The organism is Allobosea sp. P2_B12, assembly GCF_056404835.1.
Map to the genome: position 1 here is coordinate 315,423 of NZ_JBFUDG010000002.1, position 21,445 is coordinate 336,867.

The following is a 21,445-nucleotide window of genomic DNA, read 5'->3' on the forward strand; positions in this document are numbered from 1 at the left end:
ACGTCCTCAACCGTTCTGCTGCGCGAGCGCGTCGAGCACCATCTTGGTGGCGCCGGAGATGTCGCCGAGCTTTTCGCCCAGGCGGACGCGGTCCTGCGTGCGCTCGCCGCGCTCCTGCCGGGCGATCGCTGCGTCGGCAATGGCCTCGGCCTCGTCGCGCGGCAGCACGAGCACGCCGGATTCGTCGGCGAGGATGACGTCGCCGGCCATGACCGGGACGTTACCGCAGGAGATCGGCAGGTTCAGCGTGCCGCCGAGATTGTAGAGCCGCGTCGTGATCGGCGACATGCCCCGGCACCACATCGGGAAGTCCGAGTCCTCGATCTCGGTCAGGTCGGTGCAGGGGCCGTCGACGATGCCGCCGATCGCGCCGGCAGCCTTTGCCGCGACTGTGACGCCGCCGCCCCAGCAGGCATGCTTGTCGTCGCCGAGCCGATCAATGACGAGGATGTCGCCGGGACGCAGCAGGCCGAGCGTGTGGTGCAGCAGCGTCGAATCCTGGCCGGGAATCGCCAGCGTCACGGCGGCTGCGGCGATGCGCTTGCCGCGCAGCAGCGGCTGTATGCGGCGATCCATGAAGCCCCAATGCCGGGAATGGCCGACGGTCGCCGTCTCGACCTTCTGCAGCTTTTCGACGAGGGCGGCCGGGAGCTGTTCCGGCATGGGGGCGATACGGTAGTCGGGCATTGGTTTTCTCCTATTTGCCGACGGCGCGGGCGACGCCGACAAGGCGTTCGACCGCGACGACGACGATCAGCGTGGCGACGATGAGGACGACGGACAAAGCCGCGATCAGCGGGTCGGTACGCCCTTCGACATAGCGCACCATCTCGACCGGCAGCGTTGCCGCGCGCGGGCCGGAGATGAACAGCGAGATCACGGTCTCGTCGAAGGACAGAAGGAAGGACAGGCAGGCGCAGGCGATCAGCCCCGGCGTCGCCAGGGGCAGCGTCACCCGCCGCACCACGCGCCAGGGCGTGGCGCCGAGCGTCGCGGCGGCGGCCTCGATGTCGTGAGGCAGGTTGGACAGAGCCGTCGTCATCATTCGGATGACGAAGGGCACCGTCACGGTCATGTGGCCAAGCACGAGGCCGGGCAGGGTCGCGGTCAGCCGCAGCGGCGTGAAGAACAGCAGCAGGGCAAGCCCGGTGATCAGGGTCGGCAGCAGCAGCGGCGCCAGGAAGAAGCCGGTCAGCGCGTCCTTGCCAGGGAATTCGCCCTTGGCCAGCGCCAGCGCGGCGGGGACACCGATGGCGAGCGAGAGCAGCGTCACGACGCAGGCGGTCTGCATGCTGAGGCCCAGCGCCGAAAGCAGCGGCGCATGCGCGGCAAGGGCCTGGAACCAGCGCAGCGAATAACCCGAGGGCGGGAACAGGATGAAGCTGTCGGCGGAGAAGGCGAGCATCACCACGACGACGATCGGCGCCAGGATCAGCGCATAGACTAGCGCGGCGAGGCCGGAGAGGACGGGACCGGCGCCGTTCATCGCCTCAGACTCCGGGCCAACAGGTTGGACAGGACGAGCAGGAGGAGGAGCAGGCCGAGCGTGTAAATCGCCAGCACGGCTGCGACCGGCCAGTTGGTGTTGGTCGTCGCCTGCTCGAAGATCTCGGTCGCCAGCACGAAGACACGCCCGCCGCCGAGCAGCTTCGGGGTGATATAGGCGGACATCGAAAGCACGAAGCCCAGCCCCGCCGCGAGCACGATCGCCGGCAGGCTGAGCGGCAGCGTCACGCGCCAGAAGGTGCGGACGGGCGAGGCGCCGAGCGAGCGCGAGGCTTCCTCCAGCGTGCGGTCGAGCTGGCCGAAGCCGGCGAGCAGCGCCAGGACCATATAGGGCATGATGCTTTCAGCCAGCCCGATGGTGACGCCGGTCCAGTTGAAGACGAGCTTGATCGGCGCCGAGATCAGGCCGAGCGACTGGAGCAGCGTGTTGACGAGGCCGCGATCGCCGAGAATGGCGAGCCAGCCGAAGACGCGCACCACGCCCGAGATCAGCATAGGCAGGATCGCGATGACGGCGAGCAGCCCACGAAAACGCGAATCCGTGCGGAACAGGAAGAGCGAGAGCGGGTAGGACAGCACCAGCGCGATCGCCGTCGCACTCAGCGAGAGCTGCAGCGAGTTCAGCGTCAGCTCGAGCGTGAAGCCGTCGGCGAAGGTCTCCGTCGCCGTCTTCAGCGACCAAGCCTCGACCATCGCGCCGGTGGGGCCGACCTCGTTGAAGGCGTTGCGCAGCAGCAGCAGCGTCGGCCAGGCATAGATGGCCAACACGAAGAGCCCGGCCGGCAGCAGCAGGAGCGGACGTCGGCGGGAGCCGGTCATGCCGCCTCGCGTGCGAAGGGCAGGCTGTCGCGCGCCTGCCAGATCACCGCTACCTCGGCGCCCTCGGCCGGCGCGGGCGTGCCCGACGGCATCTCGACGGCGAGCTGTCCGCCCGCGCCCTCGACCAGCACCTCGACATGGTCGCCGACGAAGACGCTGCGCAGGACGCGGCCGGTGACACGTACCGTCTCGCCGCCGGCGGGTTCGGACGCCGGGACGATCCGCATGCGCTGCGGGCGCACGAACAGGTCGAACTCACCTTGCGCCGGGGCCGCGACCGGCTGGGCCGCGCCCCAAAGCAGCACCTTTCCGTCGCTGTTGCGCGTGGCCGGCAGGGCGTTGGCTCGGCCGACGAATTCGGCGACGAAGCGGGTGGTGGGGCGCTCATAGATGTCCTCGGCCGTGCCGATCTGCGCGATGCGGCCGCGATTCATCACCGCGATGCGGTCGCACATCGTTAGTGCCTCGACCTGATCATGGGTGACGAAGAGCGTGGTGATGCCGAGCGAGCGCTGGATCGAGCGGATCTCGTGACGCATCGTGTCGCGCAGCTTGGCGTCGAGATTGGAGAGAGATTCGTCGAGCAGCAGCACCGAGGGGTGGATCACCAGAGCGCGTGCCAGCGCGACGCGCTGCTGCTGCCCGCCGGAAAGCTCGCGCGGGCGTCGGCCGCCGAGGCCGTCGAGCCTGACCAGCGCCAGCCCCTCCTCGACCTGCCGTGCGATCTCGGTCTTGGCGATGCCGCGCTCCTCCAGCCCGAAGGCGACGTTGCGCGCCACCGAAAGATGCGGGAACAGAGCATAGGACTGGAAGACATAGCCCATATTACGCTTGTGGGCCGGCAGCCTCGTGATCTCGGCGCCGTCGACCCTGATCGTGCCGCGATCGGGCGCGATCAGGCCTGCGAGCATGCGCAGCGTCGTGGTCTTGCCGCAGCCGGAGGGGCCGAGCAGGGCGACGGATTCGCCCTTCGCGACCGTCAGCGAGACGTCATCGACCGCGACCGAGCCGCCATAGCGTTTCTGCAGGCCGGCGAGTTCGAGATAGCTCATGGCCAAGAGGTTCCGGGCTGTTCCGTCATGGCCGGGCTTGTCCCGGCCATCCACGTCTTCCTTCGTCGAGGGCGTGTTCGAGACGTGGATTCTCTCCACAAGGGCGAGAATGACGCTGTGGGCCTCTGTTCATCGCGCGGCCGAAATGACTTCGCGGCGCCAGCGGTTGTTCCACTGGTCGCGGACCTTGAGGATGTCGTTCCAGTCGACCGGGATCATGCTGGCGCGGCTTTCCGGTGCTGCTGCCGTGCGCGCCACGGCCTTCGGATCGACCTGCGCCTTGGCATTGGTCGGGGCGTAGAACATCCGCTCGGTGAAGGCTTTCTGCGCCGGCTGCGACAGGGCGTGCTTGACGAAGGCGGCGGCTGCCACGCGGTTCTTCGAACCGGCGGTCAGGTTGATCGTGTTGATCTGGAAGACCGAGCCCTCGGGTGGCAGCAGCGTGCCGATGCGGCCGTTGGACTGGTCGCCATAGAGCTGCGAGCGGGCGTTCCAGCCGGTCGCGACCTTCACCACGCCGTTGAGGATCAGCGAATAGCCGTCCGGATTGGGCTCGAAGGTGTTGACCGAGGGCGCCAGCTCCTTGAGGCGCTTCATCGCCGCGTCGATCGACTTGCGGTGGTCGCCGCCCTCCATCTTCTCGACCATGGCGGTCAGCGCCAGACCCTGGATGTTGGGCGGGGCCGACAATGCGATCTGGCCCTTCAGGTCGGGCCGCCAGAGATCGGCGAGCTTGGTGAGCGGCGGCTTGAGGTTCTGCGTGTCGTAAACCAGCACGAGATGGTCGAAGGTCACGGCGGGGCCGAATTCGCCGCCGGCCGCGCGGGCTTCAGGCGCCAGTTCGTCCAGTACGGGGAATTCGGCGGGGGTGAGCTTCTCGAACAGGCCCTCGATATTGCCGATGCTGGAGGTGGTGACGTCCATGATGGCGACGTCGATCTGCGGATCGGCCTTCTGTGCGCGCACCGACCCCACCATCTGCGCCGAGGTGCCGCCGGGCGCGTAGTTCACCTTGACGCCGGGGTTGGCGGCCAGGAAGGGCTCGATCACGGCCTTGGTGTAGTTGTCCTGGAAGATGCCGGTATAGGACATCAGCGTGATCTGGCCGCTGAGGCTTTGAGCGCGCAGGACGGCCGGCATGGCGATGGTGGCGAGACCCGTCTGGAGAATGAGGCGGCGTGTCGGCATGGGAACCCCTCGTTACTGTTGGGCGCGGCTAGGCGCGGTTGGACAACACATCAAGTTCTCGCCGTCATCCCGGGCAACCGGAGGGAGACCCGGGATCCATGCCGGAACGGTTCAGGCATGGATCCCGGATCTGCGCTTCGCTCCGTCCGGGATGACGGCGCGGTTTTGGCCTTCAAGTCAGGCCGGGACCTTGCTGGCGAAATGCGCGATGAAGCGGGCGCAGATATCGGTCAGCTTCTCGGTCAGTGCGACGCCGGTTTCCGCCGAGCACAGGCGCGGATCGCCCTTGGCGACGCCGAGATTATAGGTCTCGTCATACTCGTTGGGCATCGCGACCTCGTGGCCCTCGAAGCTGGCAAGCCCCAGGCCCGTGAAGGGCAGGTCGAGCACGGGGTCCTTCTTCAGCGGCTTGCCGTCCGGGATCAGATCCTTGCGGATCAGCTCGGGGAAGAGATGCAGGCCGATCGAGGTCAGCGGGTCCGAGCCGTGGCCGGCGACGGCGGCGGCCTTGTCAGCGCCGCCGAGGATGCCCGGCAGCAGGCCGTAGCCGATGCGCCAGAGATAGAGGCTCGGCAGGACGATCTGCTCGCGCAGATAGAGCTCGCGGGCGACCTCCGAGATCGGGCCGACATTGCCGCCATGGCCGTTGATCACGATGATCCGGGTCAGGCCGTTGCGATGCAGCGAGTCCACCATCTCGCCGATGACGGCGGTCAGTGTCGCCTGTGAGATGGCGATGCCGCCGATCATCGAGCCGAACCAGTCGGCGCCGCCGAAGGGCAGGACGGGCGCGACCAGCGTGCGCGTGCCGGCCTTGCTGGCGCGGATCGCGGCCAGCTCGGCGATCTTCTCGGCGAGGAGATAGTCGCCCATGGGGGCGTGCGGGCCCTGGTCCTCCTGGCTGCCCATCGGCAGCAGGATGACGGGATTGTCCTTGTAGATCTCGCGGGCCTCGCCCCCGGTGATCGTGCCCATATGGACGAGTGGATCGGTCTTGGCAGCCATAGGCTTGGTCCTTGCTGTTTTTGATGAAAGATCAGCGGCCGGCGGTGCGCGGATCGAGCGCGTCGCGAAGGCCATCGCAGAGCAGGTTCATGGCGAGAATGGTCAGGGTCAGCGCCGCGCAGGGCCAGACCAGCAGCAGCGGAGCCTGCTCCATGGTGGCACGCGCGCCGCGGATCATCAGCCCCCAGGACGGGGCAGGCGGCACGACGCCGAGGCCGAGGAAGGAGAGCCCGCTCTCCAGCACCACGGCCGCTGCCACCGCGAGCGACAGCTGCACCAGGATCGGCCCGGCGATGTTGGGCAGCACGGTGCGCAGCAGCAGATAGGAAGGCCGGGCGCCCAGCGCCCGCGCCGCCTCGACATAGTCGCGCCCCTTGACCGAAAGCACCTCGGCATGGGTGACGCGGGCGAAGCCCGGCAGATAGAGCACGGAGAGGACGAGGATCAGCGTCGCGGCGCCCGGCCCGAGCAATGTGACGACGAGGAGGGCGAGCAAGATCGGCGGGAAGCAGAGCACGACATCCATGCTGCGCACCGAGAGGAAGGCCGCGGCACCCTTGCCCCAGCCGCCGATCAGCCCAAGCGTGACACCGATGATGCCTGCGACCAGTGCCGAGGCGAAGGCGACGCCGAGACTGGTGCGCGCGCCCCAGACCAGCCGCGAGAACACGTCGCGGCCGAACTCGTCGCGGCCGAGCCAGGAACCGGCCATCGGCCCGGCGAGCCGGTTGGCGACGTCCTGCCGGATCGGGTCGGGCAGGGCAAAGAGCGGGGCGCAGAGCGCGGCCAGCACGATCAGCGCGACGAAGCCGCCGGGGAGCCAGAGCCGCTTCATGAGTGGGCCACCGTCATGAGTGGGCCACCCTTGGATCGAGCCAGGCGTGGATCATCTCGACGAGGAGGTTGATCAGCAGGAACAGCACCGAAATCGTCAGCACGATGCCGACCACCATCGGGTAGTCGCGGCCCTCAACGGCGCGCAGCAGCGGCGTCGACATGCCCGGCCAGTTGAAGACGTATTCGACCAGAACCGTGCCGCCGAGCAGCGTGCCCATATGCAGGCCGAGCACGGTGACGACCGGGTTCAGCGCATTGCGCAGGACATGGACGAAGATCACGCGGTTGGGTGAAAGGCCCTTGGCGCGGGCGGTGCGGACATAGTCGTTGGCGAGCGCGTCGAGCATTGCGGCACGCGTCATGCGGAACAGCACGGCGGCAAGCCCCTTGGCGATGGCGATGGCCGGCAGGGTCAGGAGTTTCAGGTGCTGCGCCGGATCCTGCGAGAAGGCGACGAAACCGCCCGCCGGCATGATCCGCAGGGTCTGTGCGAAGAGCAGAACCAAAAGCGTGCCGACGACGAAGACCGGCACGGCCAGAAGCAGCGCGGTGACTCCCGAGGCGACGCGGTCGAACCGGCCGCCGCGGTCGAGCGCGGCGAAGACGCCGGCGGGCACGCCGATGAGGATGGCGAGAACGGTGCCGGCCGCGATCAATTCGAGCGTGCGCGGCAGCCGCAGGGCGATCTCGCTGAGCACCGGATAATCATCGACCAGCGAGGTGCCGAGGTCGCCGCGCAGCAGATTGCCGAGGAAGGTGCCGTACTGCACCAGGATCGGCCGGTCGAGACCGAGCTTCTCGCGCAGCTCGGCCACGGACGCCGGGTCCGGCGAGACGCCGCCGGTCGAGAGAAGGAGTTCCGCGGGATCTCCCGGCACCATGTGCAGCGCCAAGAAGACGATCGTCGCGACGAGCCAGGCGAGGCCGATCACCGTCGCCAGCTTGCGCGCGAACCAGGCGGCGCTCATCCGAAATAGGTCTCTTCGAGCATGTTGCCCGAGGAGTTCGAGAGTGCGCCGGGCAGGTTGGTGAAGCCCATCACACCCTTGTCCATGCCGTAGCCCTGTGAGCGCCAGGCGAGGCCGACGAGCGGGACCTCCTCGAGCGCGGCGCGCTGCATCTCCTTGTAGATCTCGACGCGCTTGGCCTGGTCGAACTCGGCGCGGCCCTTGGCCAGCGCCGCGATCGTGCGGGGCGCCGCGACCTGGAAGGAACGGCCATGGCTCGGCGACAGCGTGGTGTCGAGCACCACCGTCAGCCCGTCAGGGTCGTTGTTGTCGGAGGAGACGCCGTGGATCGCCATGTCGTACTGGCCCTTCGAGCCGCGCGCGACCCGCGTCGACCAGTCGGGAAGCTGCAATTCGCACTGGATGCCGATGGCGGCGAGGTGCTGCTGGACGATCTCGGCGGTGTCCTTGTGCATGCCGAACTGGGCGGTGGCGAGCAGCGTCGTCTGGAAGCCGTTGCCGAAGCCTGCCTCGGTCAGAAGCGCCTTGGCGCGGGCGGGGTCATAGTTCCAGCCATGGGCCAGTTCCTTGTCCCACCACGGCGTGCCTTCGACGATCGGCAGGCCTTCAAGCACCTTGCCCCGGCCAAAGAAGGCGACCTTGACGATGTCGTCGCGCCTGACGGCATGGGCGACGGCACGGCGCACGCGCGGGTCGTTGAAGGGCGGCTTGGAGCCGTTAAAGAGCACGTCCATGAACGGCCCTTCCTGGTTGTCGAGCTTCAGGCGCGGGTTGGCCTCGACTGCGGCCATCGACTGCCACGGCACGTATTCGATCATGTCGACGTCGCCGGACTGCAGCGCGGCATAGCGCAGGTTCTCGTCGGCATAGGTGACGAACTTGATGCCCTTCAGCTTCGGGATGCCGGGCTTGTAGAATTTGTCAAAGGCCGCGATCTCGACCGAGGAGCCGCGCTCCTGCCCGACGAGGCGGAACGGGCCGGCGCCGATCGGCTCGGTCGGCGTCGACTTCCGCGACAGGATGAAGGTGTTGTAGTTGCCGAACCAGCTCGGCAGCGTCGCCTGCGGCGTCTTGGTCACGAGCCGGATGGTCGTCGGATCGGGGATCTCAATACGCTCCACGCTCTGGAACTGCGCGCGCATATAGGCCGTCGATTTCTCGCCGGCGATCTGCTCGATCGACCACTTCACGTCCTCGGCCGTGACGGGGTCGCCATTGTGGAAGAGGCAGCCCGGTCGCAGCTTGAAGACCCAGGCGCCGTCGCCGTCGAGCGACCATGAGGTCGCGAGCTCGCCGCGCAGTTCGCCACCCGGACCGTAGGAAACCAGGCTGCGATGGATCAGCATCTTGACCGTGCCGGCCGAGGCGCCAGTCGAGACCCAGGGCTGGAGGTTCGGCGGGAAGGCCGACAGCCCATAGCGCAGGATGCCGGCGGCGCGCTGGGCGCGGGCGGGGCTGGAGAGGACCGGCAGCGTCGCCAGCGGGGCGGCAAGGCCGGCTCCGAGCACGGTGCGGCGCGAGATCGTCAGACGTGAGTCACTCATGGGCTTTCTCCTCGCTGGCGTCGTTTGCCGATGCGCTTTGAGCGTCTGTCCGGCGTCCCCGATCTGGCAAGAAAAGCGCCATTCGCGTCCGGGTGCCAGTCCCTCTGCGCATATGTGTCATGCGCCATGTATACGTGGCGGATTTTTGATGTCGGCACAAGAAGGGTTTATGGTCGAAGTCAAGACCAACAGGCGGAAGGCCGCGATCCCGTGAATGTCATGACGCCGCCGCTCACGGCGCAGCAAGCCGAGGCGCGCCCGGCGCGCGAACGCGTCTACGCCTATGTCCGCGAGCAGATCCTGCGCGGCCTCTTCGCGGGTGGCTCCTTCGTCGAGGAGGAGGAAATCTCGTCGGCCATGGGCGTGTCACGCACCCCGGTGCGCGAGGCTTTCCACCGGTTGGAGGCCGAGCGCTTCATCGACCTGCTGCCGCGCCGCGGGGCGCTCGTCCGGCAGGTCACGGCGCAGGAATTGGCCGATCTCTACGAGACACGCCGGATGATCGAGGGCTATGCGGTCGCCCGCATCTGCCGCGAGAAGATCGTGCTGCCTGACAGCATGGATGCGATTCTCGACCGGCTCGACGAGATCGCCGGCAGCGACCATTTCGCCCGCGTCGAACTCAACCGAGAGTTCCACTTCGTGATGGTCCGGGCGCTGGGCAACGAGGTGCTCTCGGAGCTTTACCAATCGCTCGGCGCCCGCCAGCAGCGCGTGGCGATGCGGGCACTCGCGGCCGACCCCGCCCGGATCGAGCGAATCCGCCGCGAGCATCGCGACTTCCTCACGGCGTTGCGTGACCATGACGAGACTCGCGCGCGGGCCGTGCTCGACGAGCATCTGCGCCCGGTCGCGGGCGTGCTCTCGCGGCTGCCGGGCTATGTCCTCACCGGAGGAGCCGACGAACTGGCCTGACCCGCTCAGCGCCGCCGGTTGGCGGCTGCCGGGTCGGCTGCAAAGGCTGCCACCGACAGGCCCGGCAGGTCGAAATAATCGCGGGTCGTCGCATAGCCATGGCCGCCCATCCGGCCGATCGCGTCGAGCGCCGCGGGATCGACATGGAGATTGCCGGTGTCGATCGTGTCGGCCCGGAAATGCGCGTAGACGACTTCGCCCAGGATGATCTCGCGCGAATTGCCGATGCCGAGCGTGGTGTGGTGGCGGCATTCGAAGGCGGCCGGCGCCTGTCCGATCCAGGGGCAGGGCACCTTGACGCCGGGCATCGCGGTCAGCCCGGCCTGCGCCAGTTCATCGACGCCCGGCTCGAAGGGCACGCCGCAGATGTTCATGCCTTCGAGCAGCGCATCCGAGACGATGTTGACGGTGAAGGACAGCGTTTCGCGGACATTGCGGCCGGTGTCCTTCTGCGCTCCGGTCTGGCGGTATTCGACGCCGAGCGCCAGGATCGCGGGGTCGGCCGAGAGGCAGTTGAAGAACGAGAACGGCGCCGCGTTGACGACGCCTTGCGCATCGACCGTGGTCACCAGCGCGATCGGGCGCGGGACGACAGCGCCGATCAGCAGCTTGTAGCGCTCGCGCGGCGTCAGCTTGGCGAAGTCGAAGGTCACGGTCGGCGCCGTGGCAGCGTCGGGGCGGGTCGGCGCGTCGGTCACGGCTGGGTCAGTCCTTCGCTGAGGGCATAGGGCGCCAGGACCTCGCGGATGTCGCGCTCGCCGCGCGGCGTCAGCAGGGCCCGCGTCACCACGGCCTGGAGATGATGGTCCATGAGATGGGCTGCCCGCGCGCCGTCACCCGTCCGCAGCGCCTCGATCAACTGGCGATGCTCGGAGACGGCGCATTCCGAGGAATGCGGCCGGCCATAGATCGCCAGGATCAGCGAGCAGCGCGACGAGACCTCCTGGACATAGCGCAGCAGCAGCGCATTGCCGGTCATCTCGGCGAGCCGGATGTGGAATTCGCCGGCGAGCCGGATCGATTCCGGCCCGTCGCGGCCATGGCTCTTCTCCTCGAGGCCGACATGGGCTTCGAGCTCGGCGGCCTGGGCTCCGGTCAGATTGCCGGCGAGCGTCTCCGCGACCATGCGCTCGAGTCCGCGGCGGACGTCGAAGACATCGCGCGCCTCTTCCAGCGTCGGATAGGCGACCGAGGCGCCGCGGTTCGGCTTCAACTCGACCAAACCTTCGACGGCGAGGCGCCCGAACGCCTCGCGCACCAGCGTGCGGCTGACGCCGAGTTGCTCGCCGATCGAATCCTCCGGCAGCTTCATGCCGGGCTTCAGGGCCTGCTCGATGATGGCGCGGCGCAGGGCCTTGTAGACCGATTGCGCGCGCAGGCCGGGCTGGCGGGTGTCCTTCATCGTCGCTCGTCTCTGCTCTGGTTGTGCCGCTCGCGGCTCACTCCATGTCACGCGCTTCGACCCCGCTCCAGTTTTTCGCTTGTCTTCAATAATCGTATACAATACGCTTCTTATATCGCATGCAAGATTGATTATTAATCGCACACGAACTGGCGTAAAAATCGCCATCTCGATTGAAGAAGCGGCAGCGATGAGGGGTTTTCCGTGAGGCGCCAATGATGCCGCTTCCGGACTGGCAAAGGGAGAGCGCGATGACGAAGGCAAGCCTGGCAACCAAGAGCCGCCTGACGCTCAAGAGCTGCTTGCTGGCGGCGGTTGCTCTGACCGGCGCGGTGATCTCCGGCGCCGCCGAGGCGAAGACCCTGAAATGGGGCGCTGCCCGCGAGATCGCTTCGCTCGACCCCTATTCCTATGGCGACACCTTCACGCTCTCGGTGCTGAACCATGTCTATGAGGGGCTGGTGCGCTACACCGGCGATCTCAAGATCGAGCCGGCGCTGGCGGAAAGCTGGGAGACGGTCTCGCCGACCGTCTGGCGCTTCAAGCTGCGCCAGGGCGTCAAGTTCCACAACGGCAACCCGTTCACCGCCGACGATGTCGTCGCCTCGCTGGAGCGCGTGACGCATGCGGATTCGCCGCTGAAGGGCAATCTGCCGGCCTACAAATCCTCGAAGAAGGCCGACGACTTCACCGTCGAGATCGAGGTCAACGGACCCTATCCGCTGCTGCTGAACGACCTGACCAACATCTTCATCTTCGACAAGGAATGGCTGGTTGCCAACAACTCGCTGCTGCCGACCGATTCCGGTAAGGGCGTGAAGGGCTACGCCACCGACAACGCCAACGGCACCGGCCCTTTCATCGTCGAGAGCCGCCGGGCCGATTCCAAGACGGTCTATGTCAAGAACCCGAACTGGTGGGACAAGCCGCAGCACAACATCGACACGATCGAGTTCCTGCCGATCGCCTCGGCCTCGACCCGCGTCGCGGCGCTGCTCTCGGGCGAGATCGACTTCACCAATGTCGCGCCGCTGCAGGATCTGCCGCGCCTCTCAGCCTCGCCCGACGTCAAGGTGCTGCAGACCAATGAGCTGCGCACGGTGATCTTCGCCTTCAACCTCGGCGACAAGCTGTTCGAGAGCGACGTGAAGGATAAGAACCCGCTCAAGGACATCCGCGTCCGCGAGGCGCTCTACCGCGCCATCGACATCGACGCGGTGCAGAAGCGCGCCATGCGCGGCCTGTCGCGCAACACCGGCGCGCTGATCGCGCCCGCCATTCCCGGCTACGAGCCGTCGCAGGATGTGCGCCTGCCCTTCGATCTCGACGGCGCCAAGAAATTGCTGACCGCTGCCGGCTATCCCGCCGGCTTCAATTTCCAGATGAACTGCCAGAGCGACGGCCTCGTCAACGAGGAGGAGTTCTGCCAGGCGGTCGCGGCGATGTGGTCGCGCGCGGGCCTGAAGCCCAATCTCAGCCTCGCCCCGCGCAGCCAGCAGACGCCCAAGCGCGTCAAGGGCGAGTTCGACGTGATCTCCTTCGGCTGGGCCAACGAGCCGATGATCGACGCCTATTCGATCCTGATCCAGGTGATGCGTTCGAAGAGCGGTTCGGGCGGCGTGTTCAACTGGGGCAATTGGGGCGACCCGCGCATCGACGCGCTGATCGACAAGGCCGGCGTCGAGCTCGATACGGGGAAGCGCATCGCGATGATGCAGGAGGCCCTCAAGATCGCCAAGACCGAGCACCTGTTCATTCCGATGCACCAGCAGCCGATGGCCTGGGCGATGCGCAGCACGGTAGCCCAGACCGTGCAGGCCTCGGACAACAAGCCGCGGCTGTGGCTGACCACGCTGAAGTGAGTTTGGGACCGTGCCGTCATTCTCGGGCGAAGCGAAGCGCAGACCCGAGAATATCGTGACGAGAAGGCAGCACCACCAATCTGGTCCTAGATGCTCGGGTCAAGCCCGAGCATGACGGCGCGGGCAACCGAGAGCTGGAGTTAGCCACCATGCCGGCCTTCCTCCTCAAGCGTCTTCTGAACGCGGCCGGCGTGATGCTCGCGGTGGCGTTCATCGCCTTCCTGATCTTCCGCTTCGTCGGCGATCCCGTCGAGTTGATGCTGAACGAGCAGGCGAGCCAGGCCCAGCGCGACGAACTGCGTGCCCGGCTCGGCCTCGACAAGGGTTTCCTGCTGCAATTTGCGACCTTTGTCGGCAACGCGCTGCGCGGCGATTTCGGCATCTCCTATCGCAACCAGCAGGAGGTTTTCACGCTGATCGCGGAACGCTTCCCGGCGACCTTCGAGTTGGTGCTGGTCGCGACTTTCCTGTCTCTCGCCATCGGCATTCCGCTGGGCGTCTACACCGCGATCCGGCGCGACAGCCTGCTCGCCAAGGCGCTGCAATTCATCTCCGTGCTCGGCGTCTCGCTGCCGAGCTTCGCGCTCGGTATCCTGTTCATCCTGGTGTTTTCGGTGACGCTGCAATGGCTGCCGGCCTTCGGGCGCGGCGAGACCGTGCAGCTCGGCTGGTGGAGCACCGGCCTGCTCACGGCATCGGGCCGCAAGGCGCTGATCCTGCCCGGCGTGACGTTGTCGCTGTTCCAGATCACGCTGGTGATGCGGCTGGTGCGGGCCGAGATGATGGAGACGATGCGGACGGATTTCATCCGCTTCGCCCGCGCACGCGGCCTGACGATGCGCTCCGTCCATTTCCGCCACGCGCTGCGCAACTGCCTGATGCCGGTGATCACCGTCACCGGCCTGCAGATCGGCAATCTGATCGCCTTCGCGCTGGTGACCGAGACGGTCTTCCAGTGGCCGGGCATGGGGCTGCTCTTCGTCCAGGCGGTCACCTTCGTCGATATTCCGGTGATGGCAGCCTATCTGATCGTGGTTTCCTTCATCTTCGTCTCGCTGAACACGCTGGTCGACCTGACTTATGCTTACGTCGACCCGCGCCTGCGCGAGGATGCATTGTCGGGAGCCGCGAATGCTCGCTGAAAAGGTTCGCAAACCCTCGCTGATCGCCCGCTTCCTCGACAGCGACATCGGCTGGAGCTTCCGGCGCACACCCGCCGCATGGCTGTCTGCCCTCGTGCTGGCGTTGCTGATCCTGACGGCGCTGTTTTGCCCGCTGATTGCGCCGCAGAACCCGCATGATCTCGCACAGATCTTCATCGACAAGGCCGAGATCCCGCCGATCTGGGCCGCCGACGGGGAATGGCCGTTCCTGCTCGGCACCGATCCGCAGGGGCGCGACGTGCTGTCGGCCATCCTCTACGGCACGCGGGTCTCGCTGATCATCGGCTTTGCGGCGGTGGTGGTCTCGATGACGCTCGGCGTCACGATCGGGCTCGTCGCCGGCTACCATGGCGGGCGCATCGACAACCTCTTGATGCGGCTGGGCGACACGGTCCTCTCGATCCCGACGCTGCTGATGGCGATCCTGGTCTCGGCGATCTTCCGGGAATTGCTGCCGCCGAACCTGCGGGAGCCTTTTGCCGCCGTCGTGCTGGTGATGTCGATCTCGCTGACCAACTGGGTGCAATATGCCCGCACCGTGCGGGCCTCGACCATGGTCGAGCGGCGCAAGGAGTATGTGCTGGCGGCGCGCATCATCAAGGTGCCGGCGATCCGGATCATGGCGCGCCACATCCTGCCGAACACGCTGACGCCGGTGATGGTGGCCGCCACGCTCAATCTCGGGCTGGCCATCCTGTCGGAGGCGACGTTGTCGTTTCTGGGGGTCGGCATGCCGATCACACAGCCATCGCTGGGCACGCTGATCCGCATCGGCAACCAGTATCTGTTTTCCGGCTCCTGGTGGCTGGTGGTATTCCCCTCGCTTCAGCTCGGGCTGATCGTGCTGAGCGTGAATCTGCTCGGCGACTGGCTGCGCGATGCACTGAACCCGAAGCTGCGGTGAGAGGCGATGGTGCGATGCCATTCCCATCATGGTCGGGCTTGTCCCGACCATCCACGTCTTCGCCCGTCGCAGATGTTCAAGGCGTGGATGCTCGGCACAAGGCCGAGCATGACGAAGCGCCAAGCCCGACCATGACGCACTGAAGAAGGATACGCCTGCGATGACCGCCTCCCTGCTGCTGCGCAATGTCCGTCCCTATGCCGGCCCCGCCGTCGACATGCTGATCGAGAACGGCAAGATCACGCGGATCGCGTCCGGGATCGAGGCGCCGGCCGGCGTCGCGGTCGAGGACGGGCGCGGCGAGATCGTCATTCCCGGCCTGGTCGAGGCGCATACCCATCTCGACAAGAGCCTGTGGGGCCTGCCCTGGTACACAAACGAGGTCGGGCCCAAGCTGCTCGACAAGATCGACAACGAGCGCGAGAACAAGAAGCGGCTCGATATCGACCCGGCGCGGCAGTCGGCGCGGCAGTCGATCCAGTCCTCGCTGATGGGTTCGACCCATATCCGCAGCCATGTCGATGTCGATACCGAGCACGGGCTCTGGGGCGTCGAAGGCGTGATGGCGACGCGCGACGGCTATCGCGACATCGTCGACATCGAACTCGTCGCCTTTCCGCAATCGGGCCTGCTGCGCCGGCCCGGCACGCTGGAGCTGATGGACGAGGCGATGAAGGCCGGCTGCGAGATCGTCGGCGGGCTCGATCCCTGCGCGATCGACCGCGACCCGAAGGGCCATCTCGATGCCGTCTTCGGCCTCTGCCAGACCTATGGCAAGCCGCTCGACATCCATCTGCACGAGCCCGGCGAGATGGGCCTGTTCTCGACGGATCTGATCATCGAGCGCACGCGGGCGCTCGGCATGACGGGCAAGGTCACGATCAGCCACGCCTTCAGCCTGGGTGCCGACCCCGCTCTGGTCGATCCGGTGATCGAGCAGCTTGCCGCGCTCGACATCGCGATCATGACGACGGGGCCGGCCAGCCGCCCGGCGCCGCCGGTGAAGAAGCTGCTCGCAGCCGGCGTGCGCGTCTGCTCGGGTTCGGACGGCATCCGCGACACCTGGGGTCCCTATGGCAATGCCGATATGCTCGAGCGCGCCATGTTCGTCGGCCTGCGCAACAATCTGCGTCGCGACGATGAACTCCGGCTGGCGCTTGATGTCTGCACCAGCGAAGGCGCCAAGGTGATGGAGGTCGAGGGCTATGGCGTCACTGAGGGCTGCGTCGCCGATCTCGTCATCCTGCCCGGCGAGACGGTGGCCGAGGCGCTGGTGACGCGGTCGCCGAATCGCCGAGTCGTCAAGCGCGGCAAGATCGTCGCCCGCGACGGCGTCTCGGTCAGGACAGCGCTGTGACCTTGCGCGCTGCCAAACGCCCGGAAGGCCGCATCCTGCTGACCGCGCGCTGGCTCGTGGGCCACCGCGACGGGCGGCACCGGCTTTACGAGAATGGCGAGATCGTCTTCGAGGATGGCGAGGTCATCTTCGTCGGCCATGGCTTCGACGGCGAGGTGGCGCGCCGAATTGACTATGGCAATGCGCTGATCGGGCCGGGCTTCGTCGATCTCGATGCGCTGTCTGACCTCGACACCACGATCCTGGCCTATGACAACCAGCCGGCCTGGAAGAAGGGCCGCGTCTGGCCGCGCTCCTATCTCGATGCCGGCGCCTATGAGATGTATTCCCGCGAGGAGCTCGCCTTCCAGAAGAAGCACGCCTTCGCGACGCTGATCCGCAACGGCATCACCACCGCCCTGCCGATCGCTTCGCTGTTCTACCGCGCCTGGGGCGAGACCGTGCAGGAGTTCGAGGATGCGGCGGAAGCCGCCGCCGCGCTCGGCATCCGGGCCTATCTCGGTCCGGCCTATCGCACCGGCAACCAGTTGGTCGAAGCCGATGGGCGCATCGTCACGCATTACGACGAGGCGCGCGGTCTGGCCGAACTCGACGCTGCCATCGATTTCGCGCGACGTCACGAAGGTGCAGCCGGTGGCCTGATCCGCGCCATGTTCGCGCCCGATCGGATCGAGACCTCTACCGCCGAGCTGCTGCGCCGAACGGCCGCGGCCGTGCGCGAACTCGACGTGCCGGTGCGGCTGCATTGCTGCCAGTCGAAGATCGAATATGACCTCGTGCTCGCCCAGCACGGCATGAGCCCGCCCGAATGGCTGGCGAGCCTCGGCTTCCTGAGCGAGCGCTGCCTCTTGCCGCACGGGACCTATGTCTCCGGCAGCCGGCATATCGAGCGGCCGGGCCGCGACCTCGAGATCATCCGCGATGTGGGGGCTGCGATCGTGCATTGCCCGCTGGTTTCAGGGCGGCATGGCAACGCGATCGATCATTTCGGCCGCTATCGCGCGATGGGAGTGAAGATCGGCATAGGCACGGATACGAGCCCGCCCGACATGATCATGAACCTTCAGGCCGGGATGATCCTGGCCCGCACCATGGCCGGCAGCGCCGGCGCGGTGCGCTCCGAGGATTATTACGACGCCGCGACTGTCGGCGGAGCCGATGCGCTCGGGCGGCCCGATCTCGGCCGGTTGCAGCCGGGTGCGCGCGCCGACATCACCGTCTTCGATCTCGACCGCCCGCATCTCGGCCAGGTCATCGACCCGATCCAGACCATGCTGCTCGCAGGCCATGGGCGGGATTTCTCGACAGTCGTCATCGACGGGCGCTTCGTCATGGAGGAACGCGTCATTCCCGGTATCGACGAGGTAGCCGACAACGCCCGGGCGCAGGCCCAGTTCGAGGGCGTGATGGCGCGCTATCCGGAGCGGACGCATGGCCATCCCCCGGCGAGCGAGATCTTCTCGTCGAGCTATCCGGTCGAACGGGCGAGGGCGGGGGCATGAGCGGGTCCGCACCGCTTCTGTCGGTCAAGGATCTGCGCATCGTCTTCGACGGTCGCCACGGGCCGCTGACCGCGCTGGACGGCGTCTCCTTCGAGATCGCGCCCGGTGAAATCCTCGGTGTCGTCGGGGAATCGGGGGCCGGCAAGTCGCTGACCGGCACGGCCGTGATCGGCCTGCTCGATCCGCCCGGCCGGATCAGTGGCGGCGAAATTCGTCTCGATGGCCAGCGCATCGACAATCTCCCGCAGGATGCGATGCGCAGGCTGCGCGGCCGGCGGATCGGGGCGATCTTTCAGGACCCGCTGACCTCGCTGCACCCGCTGCTGACGGTCGGCGAACAGATCGTCGAGACGATCACGACGCATCTTCCCGTTTCCCGCAGCCAGGCACGGGGGCGGGCGCTGTCGCTGCTGCGGGAGGTCGGCATCCCCGCCGCCGAAACGCGCATCGACCAGTATCCGCACCAGTTCTCCGGCGGCATGCGCCAGCGCGTGGTGATCGCGCTCGCGCTTTGCGCCGAGCCGAAGCTGATCATCGCCGACGAGCCGACGACGGCGCTCGACGTTTCGATCCAGGCGCAGATCACCACGCTGCTGAAGCGGCTCTGCCGCGAGCACGGCACCGCGATCATGCTGGTGACGCACGACATGGGCGTGATCGCCGAGACCGCCGATCGGGTCGCGGTGATGTATGCCGGGCGCATCGTCGAGATCGGGCCGGTCGAGGAGGTGACGCGCCGCCCGCGCCATCCCTACACGGCCGGGCTGATGGCCTCGATCCCGAGCGTTCATGCCCGACACTCGGAGCTCAACCAGATCGACGGCGCGATGCCGCGCCTCAACGCCATTCCGGCCGGCTGCGCCTTCAACCCGCGCTGCGGCCGCGTCCAGCCCTTCTGCCGAGAGCACAAGCCCGGCCTCCCGCAAGGTGTGCACGGCGCCGCCTGCCATTTCCCGCTGATGGAGCCGGCGCATGCGTGACGCGGCTGCTTCCGTCCTCCTTGATCCTCCAGATGCGACGCGGGAGGAACCCGACACTATCCTCACGGTCTCGGCCGCGTCCTGCCGCTTCGATGTCTCCGCTCCCGCCCTGACCCGGCTGCTGTCGCGCCAGCCGCGCCGCATCCTGCGCGCGGTCGAGGAGGTCTCCTTCACGGTGAAGCGCGGCACGACCTTCAGCATTGTCGGCGAATCCGGCTGCGGGAAGTCGACGCTTGCGCGGATGGTTGTCGGCCTCCAGAGGCCGACGGAAGGGGCGCTGCATTTCCACGATATCCGCCGGGCTAACGGTACGGTCGGTCCGCCGCGCGTGCAGATGATCTTCCAGGACCCCTATGCCAGCCTGAACCCGCGCTGGCGCGTCGGCGACATCATCGCCGAGCCGATCCGCGAATTGAAGCTTCGGCCCGATGCGGCCTCGACGCTGGCGCGCGTCGGCGATCTGCTGGAGATCGTCGGCCTGTCGCGCAGCGATGCGCAGCGCTATCCGCATGCCTTCTCCGGCGGGCAGCGCCAGCGCATCTCGATTGCGCGGGCGCTCGCGACCGAGGCCGATTTCCTGGTCTGCGATGAGCCGACCTCGGCGCTCGACGTCTCGGTCCAGGCGCAGGTGCTCAACCTGATGGTCAGGTTGCAGAAGGAGCTCGGGCTGACCTATCTCTTCATCAGCCACAACCTCTCGGTCGTCCGGCACATGTCGGACCATCTCGCGATCATGTATCTCGGGCGCTTCGTCGAGACCGGCGCGGCCGAGGAGGTCTTCAGCCGGGCGCGCCACCCCTATACGCGGCTGCTGCTCGATACGATCCCCGATGTCGAGAAGCCCAACCGCAACCGCCAGCCGATGTCGGGCGAGGTGCCGAGCCCGATCGCGCCGCCCCCGGGCTGCGCCTTCCACCCGCGCTGCCCGATCGCGATCGAGCACTGCCGCGTCGAGGCGCCGATGCTGCGGCCGATCGACGGCGAATTCGTCGCCTGCCATCTCGCCTGAGACTTACTCAAGACGTGGCGTGCCTGCGGGGTTGGGGGCAGCCGATGGCTCTCGATCCCAACCGCCGCGGCTGGCGAAGGTCAATGTCGATCAAGGATTCGGTAACCAAACGACCGGCTTCGGCTTGCCGTGAGAACCCGCTGTTCCCACCTTTTTGGCATGTGGTATGTGGTGTTGCTCATCGGTTCGGTCGGCCTGGCGCTTTGGCTAGCGCTCACGGACGCGGCGATTTACGCGCTGCCGCTCGTCGTCGTCGCCGCAGGACTTGCGCGCACGATCGTGCGGCGCGTCCAGGGACGACACATCACGGCGGCCAACGTCACCTTGCCGGAACGCGACGCCGAAAGCTGAGCTGGCGCCCGGAACGGCATCACGCCGATGCGCGACGCCGTCATCGTTTCCGGGAGGCCCGATGGCCGCATCGCGCTTCAGCCCGGCAGCATCTGCATCGGCGCCGCGATGTAGCGGAAGCCGTCGCCGGCCTTGGCGAGATTGCCGAAGCCCGGCCAGGCGAAATGATAGGACATCACCGGCGTCTTTTCCTGGGCAAGCATCGTCAGCAGTTTGACGCGCGACTGAACGGCCTGTTTCGGATCGCTGTCATAGGCGAATTCGAGGCGCGGGTTTTCTGTCAGCAGGACGGCGTGATGGGTGAGGTCGCCGAGGAAGGCAAAGGACTTAGCCCCCGAGGCGACCTTGAAGATGTGGTGGCCCACGGTATGGCCGGGCGCGGCGATGGCCTGGACGCCGGGCAGGAACTCCTGCTGATCCTTGAAGAAGACGATGCGGTCTCGCACTGGCAGCAGATTGGCACGCGCGTGCTCGATGAAGGCCTTGAGCGGCGAACCCAGCTTGCTCTCATCCGTCCAGAAGTCGAAATCGATCTGGCTGATATGAATGCGGGCATTCGGGAAGAGCGCCTTGCCGTCTGCCGTGCAGATGCCGCCGATATGGTCGATATGGGCATGGCTGCAGACGATGTCGTCGATGTCGCCGGGCTTGATGCCGGCCTCCTCCAGGCTCTTCTGCAGGCGGCCGGTGGTCGGGCCGAAGGCTTTCGAGAAGCCCATGCCGGTGTCGAACATCACCAGCCTGTCGCCGAAGTTCACGATCGGAATGTTCTGCTCGAGAACCACATTGTCCTTCGGCAGGAAGCTGGCATCGAGCATGCCGTAGACGGTCTCCTTCGGCACGCCGAGGAAGCTCGCCCCGGGATCGCCGAGCGGCAGCGGCCCATCGGAGACCACCGTGACCTCGGCGGTGCCGAGCATGAAGCGGTAGAAATAGGCCGGCTGTGTCCTGGACAACGGGGCCTTCGCCAGGGCCGGGGAAGCGAGCGGAAAGGCGGCTCCGGCGGCCAATGCAGCCGCTGAGCCCAGGAAACCGCGACGGCTGGCGGACGGCAGACTGAACGTGTCGTTCGACATGGCAT

The 21,445-nt window shown here is 67.0% G+C and carries 21 protein-coding genes; 9 read left to right on the top strand and 12 right to left on the bottom strand.

Annotated features, from left to right (window positions below; all coding sequences use genetic code 11):
• Positions 1-6 precede the first annotated feature (6 nt).
• The 9 genes from AC1DYU_RS06705 to AC1DYU_RS06745 form a co-directional block, all read right to left on the bottom strand.
• Positions 7-687, bottom strand: coding sequence for an RraA family protein (locus AC1DYU_RS06705; RefSeq protein ID WP_476790958.1), 681 nt, complete (start codon positions 685-687; stop codon positions 7-9).
• 10 nt (positions 688-697) lie between these two features.
• Positions 698-1,486 carry an ABC transporter permease gene (locus tag AC1DYU_RS06710; RefSeq protein ID WP_158484152.1) on the bottom strand — a complete coding sequence of 263 codons (789 nt, stop codon included), beginning with the start codon at positions 1,484-1,486 and terminating at the stop codon, positions 698-700.
• Positions 1,483-2,325 carry an ABC transporter permease gene (locus tag AC1DYU_RS06715; protein WP_476790959.1) on the bottom strand — a complete coding sequence of 281 codons (843 nt, stop codon included), beginning with the start codon at positions 2,323-2,325 and terminating at the stop codon, positions 1,483-1,485. Before AC1DYU_RS06715 ends, AC1DYU_RS06710 begins: the two co-directional genes overlap by 4 nt.
• Positions 2,322-3,377 (bottom strand): ABC transporter ATP-binding protein, encoded by a 1,056-nt coding sequence (locus AC1DYU_RS06720; protein ID WP_476790960.1) that lies wholly within the window; start codon positions 3,375-3,377, stop codon positions 2,322-2,324. Before AC1DYU_RS06720 ends, AC1DYU_RS06715 begins: the two co-directional genes overlap by 4 nt.
• Positions 3,378-3,506: 129 nt before the next feature.
• Positions 3,507-4,565, bottom strand: a complete 1,059-nt coding sequence (locus tag AC1DYU_RS06725; RefSeq protein ID WP_476790961.1) for an extracellular solute-binding protein — start codon at positions 4,563-4,565, stop codon at positions 3,507-3,509.
• 177 nt (positions 4,566-4,742) lie between these two features.
• Complete coding sequence (locus AC1DYU_RS06730; RefSeq protein WP_476790962.1) at positions 4,743-5,570, bottom strand: creatininase family protein; 828 nt, start codon at positions 5,568-5,570, stop codon at positions 4,743-4,745.
• 31 nt (positions 5,571-5,601) lie between these two features.
• Positions 5,602-6,405 (bottom strand): ABC transporter permease, encoded by an 804-nt coding sequence (locus tag AC1DYU_RS06735; RefSeq protein WP_476790963.1) that lies wholly within the window; start codon positions 6,403-6,405, stop codon positions 5,602-5,604.
• A gap of 13 nt (positions 6,406-6,418) precedes the next feature.
• On the bottom strand, positions 6,419-7,375 hold the full coding sequence (locus tag AC1DYU_RS06740; RefSeq protein ID WP_476790964.1) for an ABC transporter permease: 957 nt from the start codon (positions 7,373-7,375) through the stop codon (positions 6,419-6,421).
• Complete coding sequence (locus tag AC1DYU_RS06745; RefSeq protein ID WP_476790965.1) at positions 7,372-8,919, bottom strand: ABC transporter substrate-binding protein; 1,548 nt, start codon at positions 8,917-8,919, stop codon at positions 7,372-7,374. Before AC1DYU_RS06745 ends, AC1DYU_RS06740 begins: the two co-directional genes overlap by 4 nt.
• A 219-nt stretch (positions 8,920-9,138) precedes the next feature.
• On the opposite strand from AC1DYU_RS06745, the gene AC1DYU_RS06750 reads away from it, so the two are divergent.
• Positions 9,139-9,834 (top strand): GntR family transcriptional regulator, encoded by a 696-nt coding sequence (locus AC1DYU_RS06750; protein ID WP_158484147.1) that lies wholly within the window; start codon positions 9,139-9,141, stop codon positions 9,832-9,834.
• A gap of 5 nt (positions 9,835-9,839) precedes the next feature.
• Here the strand turns inward: AC1DYU_RS06750 and AC1DYU_RS06755 are convergent, their stop codons facing one another.
• Positions 9,840-10,532, bottom strand: a complete 693-nt coding sequence (locus AC1DYU_RS06755) for a flavin reductase family protein (protein ID WP_476790966.1) — start codon at positions 10,530-10,532, stop codon at positions 9,840-9,842.
• Positions 10,529-11,236 (bottom strand): GntR family transcriptional regulator, encoded by a 708-nt coding sequence (locus tag AC1DYU_RS06760; protein ID WP_158484146.1) that lies wholly within the window; start codon positions 11,234-11,236, stop codon positions 10,529-10,531. Before AC1DYU_RS06760 ends, AC1DYU_RS06755 begins: the two co-directional genes overlap by 4 nt.
• A 251-nt stretch (positions 11,237-11,487) precedes the next feature.
• On the opposite strand from AC1DYU_RS06760, the gene AC1DYU_RS06765 reads away from it, so the two are divergent.
• From AC1DYU_RS06765 to AC1DYU_RS06800, 8 genes are all read left to right on the top strand, one after another.
• Entirely contained in the window at positions 11,488-13,098 is a 1,611-nt protein-coding gene (locus AC1DYU_RS06765) for an ABC transporter substrate-binding protein (RefSeq protein WP_476790967.1), read from the top strand.
• 149 nt (positions 13,099-13,247) lie between these two features.
• Positions 13,248-14,240, top strand: coding sequence for an ABC transporter permease (locus tag AC1DYU_RS06770; protein ID WP_476790968.1), 993 nt, complete (start codon positions 13,248-13,250; stop codon positions 14,238-14,240).
• Positions 14,230-15,165, top strand: coding sequence for an ABC transporter permease (locus AC1DYU_RS06775; RefSeq protein WP_476790969.1), 936 nt, complete (start codon positions 14,230-14,232; stop codon positions 15,163-15,165). The genes AC1DYU_RS06770 and AC1DYU_RS06775 overlap by 11 nt, the downstream gene beginning before the upstream one ends.
• Positions 15,166-15,325: 160 nt before the next feature.
• Positions 15,326-16,522 carry an amidohydrolase family protein gene (locus AC1DYU_RS06780; RefSeq protein WP_476790970.1) on the top strand — a complete coding sequence of 399 codons (1,197 nt, stop codon included), beginning with the start codon at positions 15,326-15,328 and terminating at the stop codon, positions 16,520-16,522.
• Positions 16,519-18,024 carry an amidohydrolase family protein gene (locus tag AC1DYU_RS06785; protein ID WP_476790971.1) on the top strand — a complete coding sequence of 502 codons (1,506 nt, stop codon included), beginning with the start codon at positions 16,519-16,521 and terminating at the stop codon, positions 18,022-18,024. Before AC1DYU_RS06780 ends, AC1DYU_RS06785 begins: the two co-directional genes overlap by 4 nt.
• Complete coding sequence (locus tag AC1DYU_RS06790) at positions 18,021-19,004, top strand: ABC transporter ATP-binding protein (RefSeq protein ID WP_476790972.1); 984 nt, start codon at positions 18,021-18,023, stop codon at positions 19,002-19,004. The genes AC1DYU_RS06785 and AC1DYU_RS06790 overlap by 4 nt, the downstream gene beginning before the upstream one ends.
• On the top strand, positions 18,997-20,013 hold the full coding sequence (locus AC1DYU_RS06795) for an ABC transporter ATP-binding protein (protein WP_476790973.1): 1,017 nt from the start codon (positions 18,997-18,999) through the stop codon (positions 20,011-20,013). The genes AC1DYU_RS06790 and AC1DYU_RS06795 overlap by 8 nt, the downstream gene beginning before the upstream one ends.
• A gap of 168 nt (positions 20,014-20,181) precedes the next feature.
• Positions 20,182-20,364, top strand: a complete 183-nt coding sequence (locus tag AC1DYU_RS06800) for a hypothetical protein (RefSeq protein WP_476790974.1) — start codon at positions 20,182-20,184, stop codon at positions 20,362-20,364.
• Between the two features lie 77 nt (positions 20,365-20,441).
• Here the strand turns inward: AC1DYU_RS06800 and AC1DYU_RS06805 are convergent, their stop codons facing one another.
• Complete coding sequence (locus tag AC1DYU_RS06805; RefSeq protein ID WP_158484137.1) at positions 20,442-21,440, bottom strand: MBL fold metallo-hydrolase; 999 nt, start codon at positions 21,438-21,440, stop codon at positions 20,442-20,444.
• Positions 21,441-21,445: the final 5 nt, after the last annotated feature.